This is a genomic window from Mannheimia bovis, assembly GCF_014541205.1.
GTDB classification, from domain to species: domain Bacteria; phylum Pseudomonadota; class Gammaproteobacteria; order Enterobacterales; family Pasteurellaceae; genus Mannheimia; species Mannheimia bovis.
In genome coordinates, this window is record NZ_CP061280.1 from 888,080 (window position 1) to 904,164 (window position 16,085).

Sequence of the window (16,085 nt, forward strand, 5' to 3'; positions counted from 1 at the left end):
TGACAAGCAAACCCTAACTTTAAAAAAGAGGATTTTGCGATGTCTATTTCTAATACCCATCAACCTAAAGTGATTTGGACGGTTGCCGGTTCAGATTCTTGTGCCGGAGCAGGGCTACAAACCGATTTACATACCTTTCACGATTTTAATTTAGTTGGTTGTTCGGTGGTTACGTCTGTTACCGCCCAACATCCACACGGCGTGCTTTGTGTAACACCTATTGATGATCACACCTTCCGCCAGCAGTTTGAAGCCCTATTAATGCAAGGCTATCCAAATGCAATCAAAATTGGCTTACTTTGTTCACAGGCTCAAGTTGAGATTTTATGTGAATATATCCAAAAAATTCGATTAGAAAGTAAAAACTATTGCTTTGTGGTTTACGATCCTGTTGCGGTAGCAAGTAGCGGACAGTCTCTCTCAGACAGTATTTTATTACCCGTAGTGCAAGAAAAACTCTATCCGTTAGTTGATCTGATTACACCAAATGGAACTGAATTAGCCCTATTGAGTGAGACTGAAATTAATACGTTTGATGATGTGAAAATAGCTGCTCAAATGCTTATTTCACAAGGTGTGAAGGCGGTTTTAGCTAAAGGCGGGCATTTTGAATGGCAGGGTGAAACGGTAAGTGATTATCTGTTTAACTCCCAAGAAATTTTTTCCTTTTCCCACCCAAGACTGCAAAGTGTTAATACACACGGTACAGGTTGTACCTATGCTTCTGCGGTAGGTTCAATGTTAGCCAAAGGTTTTGATTTGCCTGATGCCGTAACCGTTGCTACTGCGTATTTACAAAAAGGTTTATCGGAAAAAGAAGGGAGAGGGCAAACTGCACTAAGTTCGTTATGCCACACAGGCTACCCGGAAGATATTGATTTCTTCCCTCAAACCGCACTGGTTTCTGCACCGCTCAATTTGCCGAAAAAACCTTTTGCGGCAACTGATTATCAGCTTGGGCTTTACCCTGTGGTAGAGAGTTTTGAGTGGGTTGAACGTTTAATTTCAGCTGGGGTAAAAACTTTGCAAATTCGTGTGAAAAATCGACCGCTTGTAGAGATTGAAACAGAAATTGCACATTCAATAGAGCTTGCAAAACAACACAATGTGCGACTGTTCGTGAATGATTACTGGCAGCTTGCAGTGAAATATCAGGCTTACGGTGTGCATTTAGGGCAGGAAGATTTAGCCACAGCAGATTTAAATGCTATCCAACAAGCAGGATTACGTTTAGGCGTTTCCACTCACGGCTATTTTGAAATTATGCGAGCCTTAGCAATTCAACCTTCTTATATTGCATTTGGACACGTTTTCCCAACGCAAACAAAGGAAATGCCATCGCAGCCACAGGGACTGGTTAATTTAGCGAAATATGTCGATCTGGTTGCACCACTTCAAATTCCAACGGTAGCAATTGGCGGAATTAATGAAGATAGAATTGAAAATGTGATGAGCACAGGCGTAGGCAGTGCGGCGGTTGTAAGTGCCATTACGCAGGCGACAGATTGGCAACAAGCGGTTAAAAATCTGGAAAAATTTGCAAGTGGCGTAGATAACGCTTAGTTCATTGAAAAAAGAGTAGTTTAGGCTACTACTCTTTTTACTTATAAGTGGTATAAAAATACGCAAAAATTGCAAACTATTCAAATAGTCTTTTAATCTCTTTTTCGTAATAATATAGATTAACAGGATTTGTTGGGAGTAAGGAAGCTAAGTATTCATTAGCTCGTTTCACATATTCACTATGCTGCTTATCGTGATTTTCAATTACATCAAGTAATACATTTGCTCCTTCAAATGCATCAAATTGATCGTAATAGTAGCCTACCCCCTTGGGGATAAAAGTTGAATTATGGATAAACGGATATCCGCCATATAAAGCATCAAAATAGGCATAATTTAGTCCGTTCTCCCATTGATGACTCAGTACAATATCAACATAACGAGTTAGAAAATCAGGCATTTGATAGCGAGCTTCCACCGTCATTACATTATCACGCACAAGATTGGTATATCCGATAAAATTAAAGAAAGTTGGGTTATCTTTTTTATCAAACGTATTGCACATATAAACGTGCTTAATCTTTTCAGGTGCGGCTCGATAGGCTTGTTCAGCAATCAAAATAGGTATAAAACTGGTTTTAACTACATTGATATTCGGCTCAAATGAAGCAATCCGCTTACTTTTGGCATTGAGATCGGGTTGATAGCCAAAGGTAAGATTATGATCTTTTTTTAATCGATCAATCACTTTATCGCAAAATAGAGGAGACCAAATCATTGGTACAACATAAGTCGGGCAGCGATAAAGCGTTGAGAAGTAAGAACGGCAAGTGTTTTCGTGATGTGGTAATGTCCAAACACTATCAAAATAAGTACCATTAAATACTCTACCGGAAGGTTTATTGAATAGCACATATTCAATATCCATTACAAAATCATTGCCGATTTTATAGCCAACGACTTTACCACCGTGCTGTCGAACTCGCTTGGCTTTTTCTGCCTCAATCACTAATGTGCCCTCAATTAATAAGTCAAGATCATCAATTACATCTTCTACATAAGCAAAGGTTAGCCCCAGATCGTGTATCATAAAACCTTCTGGAGGGGTAGAGCGTTTCTCTGGTCCCCAAGAAACAAGCACAATATTTTCAACAATGTTTGATGCTTTGAGTAATTGATACAGAAAAATAATATTTTGGCACGCACCATTCGCCCAAATATCAGTAATCTTGGCTTCTAAGTTAAAGGTAATCCCAATCTTATAACGCTTTTCCATTCTCTTTCCTGATAAAAAACTCATCTATATTTGTGTATAGATGAGTTCAGATAGCCTAAATTGATTTTATTTCCACTGATAACCCATACCGGCTCCAAAGGTGTAATCACCTTGTGTAGTTGCTCCGGCACTCATTTTTAAGATAACTTTATTATTATCTGATGCTTTAGAGTAACCTACAGCAATTGCACTTTCTCCATTATAGTTACCTACACCAACACCCAATAAGTTAGCCCCAGCTTGCGTTACTTGTGGAATGTTAGCAACTGCAACAGCACCAGCAACGCCTGCTTTTAATTTGCGTTTGGTTTTATCGAGATCCGCAGATACTTTATCTAATTGACGCTTATTAACCGCATCGGTTGGTTTAACACCATCAGCCACGTTTGCTATACGACGTTCATTGCCTACACTTCCTACCGAAACCGTATTTACTTCATCAGCAACAGAATTCGCACCTAATGCAACAGAATTTTCTGCATTTGCCTGTGCATTATGCCCAACTGCGGTTGCATTTTTCTTGGTTGCTCTTGCCTTCTGACCAACTGCAGTGCTATTAGGAGCAGAAGCAGCTGCTTTTTGTCCAAATGCAGAAGCATTGCTTGCTGAGACTTTGGCTTCAGAACCATATTGGGTTGTAGAAACATCGCCATCATCTTCCCCTAATAAACGCTGTGCTGTTTGTTCAACAGCAGAAGCAGAAGAGGCTGCTGATTTAGACGAATTTATCGCTTCAGTAGCTGAAGTTGCCGCAGCATTTGCAGAATTTGCCGCTGATGTAGCAGAGTTAGCAGCTGCAGTAGCTGAATTACCTGCTTGCGTTGCAGAGTTACTTGCATCAGTTGCTGAGCTTGCGGCTGATATAGCAGAGTTAGCAGCCGCGGTAGCAGAAGTACCTGCTTGTGTTGCAGAATTACTTGCATCAGTTGCTGAGCTTGCGGCTGATGTAGCAGAGTTAGCAGCTGCAGTAGCTGAATTACCTGCTTGAGTTGCAGAGTTACTTGCATCAGTTGCTGAGCTTGCGGCTGAGGTTGCTGAATTAGCAGCAGCGGTAGCGGAATTGCTTGCTTGTGTTGCAGAGTTACTTGCATCAGTTGCTGAACTTGCGGCTGATGTAGCAGAGTTAGCAGCTGCAGTAGCTGAATTACCTGCTTGTGTTGCAGAGTTACTTGCATCAGTTGCTGAGCTTGCGGCTGAGGTTGCTGAGTTAGCAGCAGCGGTAGCGGAATTACCTGCTTGTGTTGCTGAGCTTGCGGCTGAGGTTGCCGAGTTAGCAGCCGCGGTAGCAGAAGTACTTGCTTGAGTTGCAGAGTTACTTGCATCAGTTGCTGAGCTTGCGGCTGAGGTTGCTGAATTAGCAGCTGCAGTAGCTGAATTACCTGCTTGAGTTGCAGAGTTACTTGCATCAGTTGCTGAGCTTGCGGCTGAGGTTGCCGAGTTAGCAGCCGCGGTAGCAGAAGTACTTGCTTGTGTTGCAGAGTTACTTGCATCAGTTGCTGAGCTTGCGGCTGAGGTTGCTGAATTAGCAGCTGCAGTAGCTGAATTACCTGCTTGAGTTGCAGAGTTACTTGCATCAGTTGCTGAGCTTGCGGCTGAGGTTGCCGAGTTAGCAGCCGCGGTAGCAGAAGTACTTGCTTGAGTTGCAGAGTTACTTGCATCAGTTGCTGAGCTTGCGGCTGAGGTTGCTGAATTAGCAGCTGCAGTAGCTGAATTACCTGCTTGAGTTGCAGAGTTACTTGCAGCAATCGCTGAGTCTGCCGCTGACGTTGCTGAGTTGCTTGCAGCAGAAGCTGAAGTTGCCGCTGACGTTGCAGAATTACTTGCCGCAATCGCTGAGTCTGCTGCTGACGTTGCAGAATTGCTCGCTGCAGTCGCTGAAGTTGCCGCTGACGTTGCTGAGTTGCTTGCAGCAGAAGCTGAAGTTGCCGCTGACGTTGCTGAGTTGCTTGCAGCAGAAGCTGAAGTTGCCGCTGACGTTGCAGAATTACTTGCCGCAATCGCTGAGTCTGCTGCTGACGTTGCAGAATTGCTCGCTGCAGTCGCTGAAGTTGCCGCTGACGTTGCTGAGTTGCTTGCAGCAGAAGCTGAAGTTGCCGCTGACGTTGCTGAGTTGCTTGCAGCAGAAGCTGAAGTTGCCGCTGACGTTGCAGAATTACTTGCAGCAATCGCTGAGTCTGCCGCTGACGTTGCAGAATTGCTCGCTGCAGTCGCTGAAGTTGCCGCTGACGTTGCTGAGTTGCTTGCAGCAATCGCTGAGTCTGCTGCAGATGTTGCAGAGTTACTTGCCGCAATCGCTGAGTCTGCTGCAGATGTTGCAGAGTTACTTGCAGCAGAAGCTGAAGTTGCCGCTGACGTTGCAGAATTACTTGCCGCAATCGCTGAATTTGCCGCTGACGTTGCAGAATTACTTGCCGCAATCGCTGAGTCTGCTGCAGATGTTGCAGAATTACTTGCCGCAATCGCTGAGTCTGCTGCAGATGTTGCAGAGTTACTTGCAGCAGAAGCTGAAGTTGCCGCTGACGTTGCAGAATTACTTGCCGCAATCGCTGAATTTGCCGCTGACGTTGCAGAATTACTTGCCGCAATCGCTGAGTCTGCTGCAGATGTTGCAGAATTACTTGCCGCAATCGCTGAGTCTGCTGCAGATGTTGCAGAGTTACTTGCAGCAGAAGCTGAAGTTGCCGCTGACGTTGCAGAGTTACTTGCAGCAGAAGCTGAAGTTGCCGCTGACGTTGCAGAGTTACTTGCAGCAGAAGCTGAAGTTGCCGCTGACGTTGCAGAATTACTTGCCGCAATCGCTGAGTCTGCTGCAGATGTTGCAGAGTTGCTTGCAGCAATCGCTGAGTCTGCTGCAGATGTTGCAGAGTTACTTGCTGCAGTCGCTGAAGTTGCCGCTGACGTTGCTGAGTTGCTTGCAGCAGAAGCTGAAGTTGCCGCTGACGTTGCTGAGTTGCTTGCAGCAGAAGCTGAAGTTGCCGCTGACGTTGCAGAATTACTTGCCGCAATCGCTGAGTCTGCCGCTGACGTTGCAGAGTTACTTGCAGCAGAAGCTGAAGTTGCCGCTGACGTTGCTGAGTTGCTTGCAGCAGAAGCTGAAGTTGCCGCTGACGTTGCTGAGTTGCTTGCAGCAGAAGCTGAAGTTGCCGCTGACGTTGCAGAGTTACTTGCAGCAGAAGCTGAAGTTGCCGCTGACGTTGCAGAGTTACTTGCAGCAGAAGCTGAAGTTGCCGCTGACGTTGCAGAGTTACTTGCAGCAGAAGCTGAAGTTGCCGCTGACGTTGCAGAATTACTTGCCGCAATCGCTGAGTCTGCTGCAGATGTTGCAGAGTTGCTTGCAGCAATCGCTGAGTCTGCCGCTGACGTTGCTGAGTTGCTTGCAGCAGAAGCTGAAGTTGCCGCTGACGTTGCAGAATTACTTGCCGCAATCGCTGAAGTTGCCGCTGACGTTGCTGAGTTGCTTGCAGCAGAAGCTGAAGTTGCCGCTGACGTTGCAGAGTTACTTGCAGCAGAAGCTGAAGTTGCCGCTGACGTTGCTGAGTTGCTTGCAGCAGAAGCTGAAGTTGCCGCTGACGTTGCAGAATTACTTGCCGCAATCGCTGAGTCTGCCGCTGACGTTGCAGAGTTACTTGCAGCAGAAGCTGAAGTTGCCGCTGACGTTGCTGAGTTGCTTGCCGCAATCGCTGAGTCTGCTGCAGATGTTGCAGAGTTACTTGCAGCAGAAGCTGAAGTTGCCGCTGACGTTGCAGAATTGCTCGCTGCAGTCGCTGAATTTGCCGCTGACGTTGCTGAGTTGCTTGCAGCAGAAGCTGAAGTTGCCGCTGACGTTGCAGAATTGCTTGCTGCAGAGGCTGCTGCAACTGCGGTACTCACTGCTCCTTCAATTTTGGCTAAATTAGTTGTAACAGTTGCGGCAGCTGTTGAAGCGGCACTAATAGCGTTTTTCGCTGTTTGTGATAAACCATAAGTGATTACGCCACTTGCTCCACTCACAGTAAGATCTGATGTTGCAGCAAAGGTTATATTATCATTAGTAGAAAGCATCCAACTTTCAGCTTCTTTTGCTTGCTCCTCCCCCTCATTTTTAACATTAAATTTGAAGGTGTTATTTGCATCAGCTTTTGTGTTTAATCCCTCCAATGCTTGATCTGCGGTATTTTGTGCAGCTTGGGCTGCGGTAGAAGCCGCTGTTGCTTTAACTTGTGCAGCATCAGCAGTCGTTTGAGCATTAGAAGCTGCGGTTGATGCAGCGGCTGCAGCTGTTGAAGCATTATTTGCTGTAGTTTGTGCAGCTTGAGCTGAGGTAGATGCCGCTTCTGCTTTAGCTTGTGCGTTGGTAGCAGTTGTTTGTGCATTAGAAGCTGCGGTTGATGCAGCGGCTGCAGCTGTTGAAGCATTATTTGCTGTAGTTTGTGCAGCTTGAGCTGAGGTAGATGCCGCTTCTGCTTTAGCTTGTGCGTTGTTAGCAGTTGTTTGTGCATTAGAAGCTGCGGTTGATGCAGCGGCTGCAGCTGTTGAAGCATTATTTGCTGTGGTTTGTGCAGCTTGAGCCGAGGTAGATGCTGCTTCTGCTTTAGATTGTGCGTTGTTAGCAGTCGTTTGAGCATTAGAAGCTGCAGTTTAAGCTGCATTTGCTGTTATTTGAGCATCAGAAGCTGCGGTTGATGCAGCCACTGCAGCTGTTGAAGCATTATTTGCTGTGGTTTGTGCGGCTTGAGCTGATGTAGATGCTGCTTCTGCTTTAGCTTGTGCGTTGTTAGCAGTTGTTTGTGCATTAGAAGCTGCGGTTGATGCAGCGGCTGCAGCTGTTGAAGCATTATTTGCTGTGGTTTGTGCAGCTTGAGCTGAGGTAGATGCCGCTTCTGCTTTAGCTTGTGCGTTGTTAGCAGTTGTTTGTGCATTAGAAGCTGCGGTTGATGCAGCGGCTGCAGCTGTTGAAGCATTATTTGCTGTAGTTTGTGCAGCTTGAGCTGAGGTAGATGCCGCTTCTGCTTTAGCTTGTGCGTTGTTAGCAGTCGTTTGTGCATTAGAAGCTGCGGTTGATGCAGCGGCTGCAGCTGTTGAAGCATTATTTGCTGTGGTTTGTGCAGCTTGAGCTGCGGTAGATGCTGCTTCTGCTTTAGTTTGAGCATTAGACGCTGCAGTTGAAGCTGCATTTGCCGTTATTTGGGCATTAGAAGCGGCACTAGCAGCACTATTTGCAATATTCTGTGCGGTTTGGGCGGTAGCTTGAGCTGCATTTGCTGTACTTAAAGCAGATCTTGACGTATTAATTCCCTCTTGTGCCATAGTTTGCACAGCGTGGAGCTGGCTACCATTTATAGCATCGGTTGAACTTGAGCTAATTCTACCTGCTGCCACATTTTGGATTTGGCGATAGATATTATTTGCAGAATTCCCTACAGAGATCACTCCGTGAATGGTGTTTCCTGCAAAGCTAATGGTTTGGGTGGTATTTTGAGAATTTGTATAACTTAAATTAGACGTTGTTTCCCCTATCCCTGTTTTCGAGGAAGAGCCTAAGGCAATGCTGTTATTATGAGAAGAAACAGCCTGATGACCAATCGCAATAGCGTTAGTTCCTTCGGCTCTAGCTCCACTACCTGTTCCACTATATGCACCACCAAGTGCTACTGCACCTTGCCCCTTAGCATACGTTTTATTACCTAGGGCAATTGCATCTGCTTTGGCATTATTATCTTGTCCATCTATCTCTACTACTGCTCCTGTACCCATTGCATAGCCATCTACACCTCTCACTTTAGATTCTGGACCGATTGCAATGGAATTTCTACCATTAACTGTAGGAGAGAGATCACTAGAGATACAACCACCGATAGCAACAAAAGTTGGGTTATTCATCGCATTATTAAATGAAGTCGCTGTTATCCCTGTAATGTTTACCGGTCCAAGACTAAATTTAGTACTTTGTACACAAGTTCCTTGAGTTTGTGCTGCATAAGCATCATTAATAGGCATTGCTCCAAACAAGATAAATGTTTGGAGTGCAAAGGCGGTTAGGCTAAAAGAGATTGTTGCTGGTAATAATTCTTTGATTTGCTCTTTAACAGAAGTTTTGCTAGAAGATGATTTACAATGTCCTTTTGTTAATTCGGAAACTGCTTGCCAGCAGTGGGTTGCGTTATTCCAAATAACTCGGTAGATTTTGTTCATTTTGATTTCCTGATCGGTTATTCCATAAAATAATGAGGTAAGACCTCTTAGTAATACTGCAAATTATAGCTCTTTCCTCCTAAAAGGGAATAGCGATACTGTAAAACTAAGTAAAAGCAAGCGGTCAACTTTTGCAAATTTTTAACAAAATTTGATCGCTTGTAGTAAGTTAATCAATATTAAATCTCAGCCAATTCCAAATCTTTGGTTTCGTGAACTTGCCATAACGCCCAGAAACTGAGCAGAGAAGCTGCTGATAAATATCCGCCAACCCCAAATAATCCGAAGTTTTCGTTAATTTTAACCGCAATAATGGTAAACACACTCGCCCCTAAAATACCTGCTGCGGTGTAGGCAAGAGAAGCACCTGTGTAACGTACTTCCGTCGGGAAGAGTTCGGGTAGAATAACCGCCATTGGTCCAAAACTTAAGCCTATTAAGATCATTCCGATGGTTAAGAAAATAAAGATTGAGGTTGGTGTGCCGTTTTCTAGGAAAAACGGCATTATTAAGCCGTAAATTACCGTTGCCCCTGTGGCGATGAGTAATAATAGACGGCGACCGATTTTATCGGAATAGAGACCTGAGAAGAAAATTGCAATGCCAAAAATCACCGAAGTAATCAGTAAATATTGTGTGTACATATTTGCCGGTAAGCCCAAACCTGTCGTATAGCCTGCTTTAGAGACTGCAACAGGGCTTTTCACGAAAATCGGGGTAAAGGCAACTAAAATATAGAATAGCACATAGCCTGCGGTGGCAATTAATACGCCAATTATAAACGGCTTGAAATGCTTGCTAAAGAGTGTTTTAAGCGGAGTATGGTGGTTTTTGCCTTGCTGCTCTGCTTTGAGGAAAATCGGGCTTTCGCTGATTTTAATGCGGATATATAAGCCGATAAAAATCATCACAATAGAAGCAACAAACGGAATTCGCCACGCCCAGTCCAGAAAGGCTTGCTCGCCATAAATGAGATTAACCAAGTAGAATGCTCCGTTAGCCAATAGCAAGCCGATGGGAGCCCCCATTTGCGGAAAAATCCCAAAAAATGCCCGCTTGTGTTTCGGTGCGTGTTCGGTTGCAACTAATGCCGCACCGCCCCATTCGCCACCTAAGCCTAAACCTTGCCCGATACGGCATAAGCAGAGCAGTACCGTTGCCCAAATGCCGATAGCTGCATAGTTAGGCAGTAAACCAATCGCTACCGTTGATAAACCCATCAATAAAAGTGAGGCAATCAGGGTTTGTTTACGCCCATATTTATCGCCGAAATGCCCGAAAATAATCGACCCCATCGGGCGAGTGAAAAAGGCAAGGGCAAGAACGGAAAGCGACATTAATTGGTTGGAAACTGGGTCGTCACTATTGAAAAACTGCACATTAAACACCAATACGGCAGCCATTGTGTAGATATAGTTATCAAAGTATTCAATAGCAGTGCCAACCATTGAAGCAACGGCAACTTTAGTTGGGCTTGATTGAATATTAGACATATTCTACCTCCGCATAGTGTTCCACGGTTTCTGGCGTTAAAGAGCCTAGTTCATCTAAAAGATTGACTGCAAATTGTCCGTATTGAGTGGGTTTGAGTGATTTTGATGCAACTTCACCGGCAACCGCATAAGCGGTACAAGCCTCAACCAGTGCGTTGAAATAGCGTTTTTTCTCAGCAACGGCTAAAAATGCACCGCACACGGCACTTAATAAACAGCCTGAAGCGGTAATTTGTGGGAACATTGGGCTGCCGTTTTTAAGTAACGCAGTGCGTAAGCCATCGCTTACTACATCGGTTTCGCCACTAATGGCAACTAAGGTTTTATAACGTTTAGCAACTTGTTGAGCGATTTCCACAAGGCTATGCGAGCCTTCGCCAGCATCAACACCTTTAGCTTGCCATTTTACGCCTGCGAGGGTGGCAAGTTCTCCTGCATTGCCTCGAATAGCGGTGAATTGGATTTCGTTAAGCAAGATTTCAACCGTTTGACGGCGAAAAGGTGTTGCTCCAACGCCGACAGGGTCAAGAATTACAGGAATGCCTAAACGGTTTGCCGTTTTACCGGCAAGCACCATTGCTTCCACTTCTTTGCCGATTAATGTGCCGATATTAATTACCACAGCCGAACTTAATTGAGGCACAGCTTCCATCTCCTCAATGGCAGCCGCCATAATGGGCGAAGCCCCGAGAGCTAATAAACCGTTAGCGGAAAAGTTGGCGGCAACAATGTTGGTAATATTATGAACAAGCGGTCGATTTTGCCGGATTTTTTGCAAATAGATTGATTGAAATGGGGTAGATGTGGTCATCGTTTATTCCTCATTGTATTGAAAAAACAATGCACCAACACGAACGGGAATAGATCGGTTTTAAGCCTTTAGTTTCCTACGTCAGTGCTAACTGCATCAGGTTCAACGGGTATTTCTCAGCTTGCTTTATTTGAGTAAACAAGCACCCCGACTAAATGAGAGCTCAATATAAAACTTTAGAAAAGGGTTGTAAAGTACCTTAAACGTTAAGCCGCTTCTCGATGATAAAACCGCAAACTGTGCTCTTTTTGGCGGGCAGAACTAAAGGCAGAAACCCGTTTTAAATAGCCGATAACTCGTGTGCCGTAGTCAATATTTTGCGAGCCGCATTTGGAGCAACGATGCAAAGTGCGTTTGTCGATATGGCTACATTCGTTGCAAATCGTGATTTTGACGTTAATGCAGAAATAGTTGCAGCCTGTTTTAGCGGCGGTGTCTAATAGTGAACGGTAGCCGTTGGCGGTTAAGGCTTCATTGAGGTTTAAATGCAAGGCTGAACCACCATCTAGCCATTCAATGAGCTCTTTGCCGTGCAGTAAGAATTTATCGAGAGCGTTAGTTTCTTCATCTTCTACCACATAGAAATAGGAGTTGTAGCAATCACGAGGCACGAAATAGCCGTCTGCTTTATCCCATTTCGCATTTTTTACCCCTAAATTTTCGGCAGGCACAAATTCAGTGTTGAACTTCACACCATATTGTTGGCTGGCAGCTTGGTTTGCCTCAAAAATCGTTTTTAAGCGAGATTGCACAAATTCAATATATTCAGGGTTGTAACCTACTTTCAAGCCTTGAGATTCAGCCGCTTCTGCCATACCGTTAATGCCGATGGTGAGGAATTGTTTATCTAACGAAATAAATCCAGCATCATAAACAGGCAGCATTCCGTTGGCTAAATATTCCTCCATCAATTTTCGGTAAGCATATTGATATTTATGGATCTTGATGACTTCTGAGCTCAAATCACGCTTATCTTGCACTAAACGGTTCATATTAATCGTAATCACATTTATCGAACCTGTTACTACACCGCCAGCACCGAGTGAGTAAGAGAAAGTGTGATCACTAATTTCATTGCGTAAACGGCAGCAAGAAGCGAGGGAATCAGGGTTATCCGACTGATAAATAAAAAAGGAATTACCTTGTGCCAGTTCATTTGCCATTTGGTTGGCAAATTCGTCATCTTTGCATTTACCTTGTTCAGTTAGCATTGCGGCAGTTACTACAGGGAAGGTAAGAATAGCTTTGCTACGTTCTTTGTTAAACCACTGCATAAAGAAAAGTTGCAATTTAGCGGTGGTTTCCCAGCAGGGCTTTTCAAAATCAGGGAACACAAAGTTACCGAACATTGCCTCAAAATAGAATTTATCGTAAACCGAAATATTCCAAAATACGCTTTGATAGCCTCGTGCGGCGGCAGGTTGGTTAATGCTGTAGACCACTTGTTGGAGGTGGTTTTCAATGTCGGAACGATGGGTTTCTAAGTAGTTATCGCCATAATCTTTACGGGCTAAGTAGTCAAAGTAGGTTAAAAATTCAACTGTAGCGACTGCCCCTGCAAATTGTGAACTCACTGCAAAGACAAAATTGACAAAAGAGCCACAAAAAGAAGCCAGATGTTTTGGAGCTTTGGATTCGCCCCCCAGTTTGGTTAAGCCATCACGCAAAAACGGATACATTGTTACCGATACACAATAAGGTTTGAGGCTGGTTTCATCGTGAACGTAAATTTCGTGTGCTTCAATTTGGCGTAAGTATTCGCAAGCGGTCTCTTTATCAAAAAGTTTTGCAATTTTCTGGCTCACTTTTGCACGATTAATTTGCACAAAAAAATCTTTCATCAGCTCATTTTCCATTGTGGCAATGTTTTTTTGTGTTACGTTGGCATTAGCGTCCATTTTTGAGCCATCAGCCGCATTTTTAGCCTGAATATAATGGTCAATAAAAGCTAATTTTTCTGAAATTTGTTCCGCTTCTAAGCGAATCATAGCGTTGCTCCTTTGATAAATAAGTGGTTTAGATTTTCATTATTGCGTAAATCAATAAAACGTTGGTTGGTGGTCAGGCTGTTTAATCCTCCTTGCTCGGCAATCCAACGACCTGTTTTTAAGTAAGTTAATTCAGTCAGTAAACAAGGAGGAATTTCGTGCCGCTCTAAGCCTGTGTAGAGGCAAGTTTGTAGCTTTTGTTGCTTACAACGTTTTAATAAAGAGAGTAATGTTTCCGCTTGCCATTCACCCCCCATAAATAGCACGCAACTAATTAAACCTTGATAGCGTTTTAGGCGTTCATTGAGATAATCAAGTGTTAGCTCTTTTCCCTCACAGGCTTTCCAACTCTCTACACTATGGCAGCCTTTACAGCCAAGCGGACAGCCTGTAATGAGAAAAGCCAGTGAAGTTTCATTCGGCACTTCTTGCCAAACAATTTGTTCTGAACTGAATCTGAGGTTTTCCATTTTATCATTAACACAACATGTTGTGTTTTTTAACATTGTTTAACACTATATATGGTATGTTAGATCTATTGGGTTTAAAAAGTAAAGAGCAAAAAACAAGAAAAATAGATTGAAATTTGAAGATGTGAATAAAATCAAAAAGATAGAGAATTGTAAATTTTTGGCGAAAAAAAGACCGTGTAGAAAACACACGGTCTTGAAAAGTTTGACTAATTGATCTCTATAACATCAAACAGTTTTTCTAATTGATGGGTTAAAAGTGAAATCTGGCGTTGGCTTACTAAAGTCAATTCTAATTCAAATGTTGCATTATTTGCTTCAACCTTCAAACTTTTTACTTCAAAACCACGATGACGGATCACTCTTAAAATACGCTCTAAAGTTTCCGGGCGTTTGTTGGCTTTAATGCTTAATTGATACTGTTCCATTGTGTACCTCTCCTATACATCGTCATCTAGCATATCGGCATTGCAAGCACCCGGTGGAACTAGCGGCCATACGTTATCTTCTTGTGGAATGCAAACGTGGAGTAGGTAAGCCCCTTTTGAATTGAGGAAACGCTCTATCGCATCAGACACTTCTGCTGCTTTTTCAATGCGTTCTCCTTCAATATCAAAGGCTTTTGCCAGCATTACGAAATTCGGGTTATCATCTAAAATCGTTTGGCTGTGGCGACCGTGGAAGAAAAGCGATTGCCATTGACGAACCATTCCTAAACGTTGGTTATCAAGTAGTAAAATTTTAACGGGTAAATTCGCTCGTTTAATTGTGCCAAGCTCTTGAATGTTCATTAAAATTGAACCATCACCAGTAATAACAATGACTTGATCTTCAGGACGAGCAACTTGAGCCCCAATTGCCGCCGGTAAGCCAAAGCCCATTGAACCAAAGCCTGCTGAGGTAATGTAGTTTTTCGGATCGGTATAAGTTAAATGTTGTGCCGACCACATTTGGTGCTGACCAACATCGGTTGTTACGACACTGTTTTTCGCTTTACGCTCAGAAAGCGTGTTTAATAATGCCACTGCATTAATATCGCCCTCGCCAGCATTATCTTGATATTGGAAGTCAAATTGCTGTTTTAAATTACGTACATCTTCACGCCACGCCTCAATCGCAAGCGGTTGAGCCAAATAGTTTATTGCCTCGATCAGATCGCCTTGTAAAGCCACTTGCACTTTACGGAGTTTATTGATTTCAGCACTGTCGATATCAATATGGATCACTTTAGCGTGTGGGGCGAATGTATCTAACTTACCGGTAACGCGGTCATCAAACCTTGCACCACAAGCGATCAGTAAATCGCACTCTTGCACTGCATAGTTGGCAGCTTTAGTACCGTGCATACCAATCATACCCATATAAAGCGGATCGGTTGGATCAATAGTTCCTAAACCTTTCAAAGTAGAAACTGAGGGGATATTTGCAATTTTCACGAAATTTCTGACCGCTTGCACGCCATCAGCCATTCCAACACCGCCCCCTACATAAAGCACAGGGCGTTTAGCTTCCGCTAATAATTTCTTCGCTTCAGCCAATTTTTCAGCATTTTGTGTAGGGGCTTCTTCTTTCGTATAAACAATAGGCTGTGCATTAATAGGTGCTAATTGAATATCTCGTGGAATATCAACTAATACAGGACCCGGTCTGCCACTTTGAGCAATTTGGAACGCAAGGGCTAAAATTTCAGGTAGCTCTTCAATATTTTGAACGATAAAGCTGTGCTTAGTACAGCCGAGCGACAACCCGAGAACGTCTGCTTCTTGGAAGGCATCTGTACCGATCAAATGGCTTGCAACCTGCCCTGTAATAGCAACGATAGGAATAGAATCTAGTGCCGCATCACCTAATCCGGTAATTAAATTGGTTGCTCCCGGTCCTGAGGTAGCAATGCAAACGCCCACTTTTCCTGTTGAGCGAGCGTAACCAATAGCTGCCATTGCAGCACCTTGCTCATTTCGGCAGAGAAGATGCTCTAAGCCCGAATCATATATGGCATCGTAGGTTGGCATTATTGCTCCACCCGGATAGCCAAAAAGATTAGTTACACCGTGAGCTTTTAGGCTCTCAGTAATAAATCTTGCACCATTCATTATGTTGTGTCCTTTGCATTTTTTATTCTTTGTTAAAGTCGTTATAGATACCACAAATTCACTATTTTTTAAACTTTAATTTTGGTTAAAGTAAGAATTGATTTTATCTATGATTAAGCAAATAAAAGTCGTTTTTATTTAGGTGGTATAAGGATTTAACTCTTAAGGGGTATTTTGCGGAATTTTCTTGATTTAATTCAAAAAATCTTCACTTTGCGATAGTAGAGTTGATTTAAATTTCATATTCTCCTCAATGAATTATTAGAATTTTCTTATTAGT

At 43.5% G+C, this 16,085-nt stretch carries 15 protein-coding genes and 1 riboswitch; of the genes, 5 read left to right on the forward strand and 10 right to left on the reverse strand.

Translation table 11 applies throughout. From position 1 onward, the window contains the following. The first annotated feature begins 39 nt into the window (after positions 1-39). On the forward strand, positions 40-1,563 hold the full coding sequence (thiE, locus tag ICJ55_RS04555; RefSeq protein WP_188157497.1) for a thiamine phosphate synthase: 1,524 nt from the start codon (positions 40-42) through the stop codon (positions 1,561-1,563). 76 nt (positions 1,564-1,639) lie between these two features. Here thiE and ICJ55_RS04560 read toward each other — a convergent pair whose 3' ends face one another. Continuing rightward, positions 1,640-2,779, reverse strand: coding sequence for a DUF2827 family protein (locus ICJ55_RS04560; protein WP_188157498.1), 1,140 nt, complete (start codon positions 2,777-2,779; stop codon positions 1,640-1,642). Between the two features lie 66 nt (positions 2,780-2,845). Then, a complete protein-coding gene (locus tag ICJ55_RS04565; protein WP_188157499.1) occupies positions 2,846-3,163 on the reverse strand; it encodes a YadA C-terminal domain-containing protein in 318 nt (105 codons plus the stop codon). A gap of 19 nt (positions 3,164-3,182) precedes the next feature. Between ICJ55_RS04565 and ICJ55_RS04570 the strand changes: the two genes are divergently transcribed. From ICJ55_RS04570 to ICJ55_RS04585, 4 genes are all read left to right on the forward strand, one after another. Then, positions 3,183-3,320 (forward strand): hypothetical protein, encoded by a 138-nt coding sequence (locus ICJ55_RS04570; RefSeq protein WP_188157500.1) that lies wholly within the window; start codon positions 3,183-3,185, stop codon positions 3,318-3,320. Between the two features lie 9 nt (positions 3,321-3,329). Further along, positions 3,330-3,767: a hypothetical protein gene (locus tag ICJ55_RS04575; RefSeq protein ID WP_188157501.1), complete on the forward strand. Its 438-nt coding sequence runs from the start codon at positions 3,330-3,332 to the stop codon at positions 3,765-3,767. Between the two features lie 72 nt (positions 3,768-3,839). After that, positions 3,840-4,082 carry a hypothetical protein gene (locus ICJ55_RS04580; protein ID WP_188157502.1) on the forward strand — a complete coding sequence of 81 codons (243 nt, stop codon included), beginning with the start codon at positions 3,840-3,842 and terminating at the stop codon, positions 4,080-4,082. A gap of 471 nt (positions 4,083-4,553) precedes the next feature. Beyond that, positions 4,554-6,743, forward strand: coding sequence for a coiled-coil domain-containing protein (locus tag ICJ55_RS04585; RefSeq protein ID WP_188157503.1), 2,190 nt, complete (start codon positions 4,554-4,556; stop codon positions 6,741-6,743). Between the two features lie 160 nt (positions 6,744-6,903). On the opposite strand, the gene ICJ55_RS04590 is transcribed toward ICJ55_RS04585, so the two are convergent. The 8 genes from ICJ55_RS04590 to ilvG all read right to left on the reverse strand — a co-directional run bounded on the left by ICJ55_RS04590 (position 6,904) and on the right by ilvG (position 15,805). Further along, the gene (locus ICJ55_RS04590; protein ID WP_188157504.1) at positions 6,904-7,407 is read right to left on the reverse strand and encodes a hypothetical protein; all 504 of its coding nucleotides are present in this window, start codon (positions 7,405-7,407) and stop codon (positions 6,904-6,906) included. Further along, positions 7,397-8,950, reverse strand: a complete 1,554-nt coding sequence (locus ICJ55_RS04595) for an ESPR-type extended signal peptide-containing protein (protein ID WP_188157505.1) — start codon at positions 8,948-8,950, stop codon at positions 7,397-7,399. The genes ICJ55_RS04590 and ICJ55_RS04595 overlap by 11 nt, the downstream gene beginning before the upstream one ends. 179 nt (positions 8,951-9,129) lie before the next feature. Beyond that, positions 9,130-10,443 carry an MFS transporter gene (locus ICJ55_RS04600; RefSeq protein WP_188157506.1) on the reverse strand — a complete coding sequence of 438 codons (1,314 nt, stop codon included), beginning with the start codon at positions 10,441-10,443 and terminating at the stop codon, positions 9,130-9,132. Beyond that, positions 10,436-11,254, reverse strand: coding sequence for a hydroxyethylthiazole kinase (gene thiM, locus ICJ55_RS04605; protein WP_188157507.1), 819 nt, complete (start codon positions 11,252-11,254; stop codon positions 10,436-10,438). The genes ICJ55_RS04600 and thiM overlap by 8 nt, the downstream gene beginning before the upstream one ends. A gap of 56 nt (positions 11,255-11,310) precedes the next feature. Continuing rightward, a riboswitch (TPP riboswitch) is annotated at positions 11,311-11,414 on the reverse strand. Positions 11,415-11,460: 46 nt separating this feature from the next. Next, positions 11,461-13,242 carry an anaerobic ribonucleoside-triphosphate reductase gene (gene nrdD / locus ICJ55_RS04610; RefSeq protein ID WP_188157508.1) on the reverse strand — a complete coding sequence of 594 codons (1,782 nt, stop codon included), beginning with the start codon at positions 13,240-13,242 and terminating at the stop codon, positions 11,461-11,463. Next, on the reverse strand, positions 13,239-13,712 hold the full coding sequence (gene nrdG, locus ICJ55_RS04615) for an anaerobic ribonucleoside-triphosphate reductase activating protein (RefSeq protein WP_188157509.1): 474 nt from the start codon (positions 13,710-13,712) through the stop codon (positions 13,239-13,241). The genes nrdD and nrdG overlap by 4 nt, the downstream gene beginning before the upstream one ends. Positions 13,713-13,921: 209 nt before the next feature. Further along, complete coding sequence (ilvM, locus tag ICJ55_RS04620) at positions 13,922-14,140, reverse strand: acetolactate synthase 2 small subunit (RefSeq protein ID WP_188157510.1); 219 nt, start codon at positions 14,138-14,140, stop codon at positions 13,922-13,924. A gap of 12 nt (positions 14,141-14,152) precedes the next feature. After that, on the reverse strand, positions 14,153-15,805 hold the full coding sequence (gene ilvG / locus ICJ55_RS04625; RefSeq protein ID WP_188157511.1) for an acetolactate synthase 2 catalytic subunit: 1,653 nt from the start codon (positions 15,803-15,805) through the stop codon (positions 14,153-14,155). Positions 15,806-16,085: the final 280 nt, after the last annotated feature.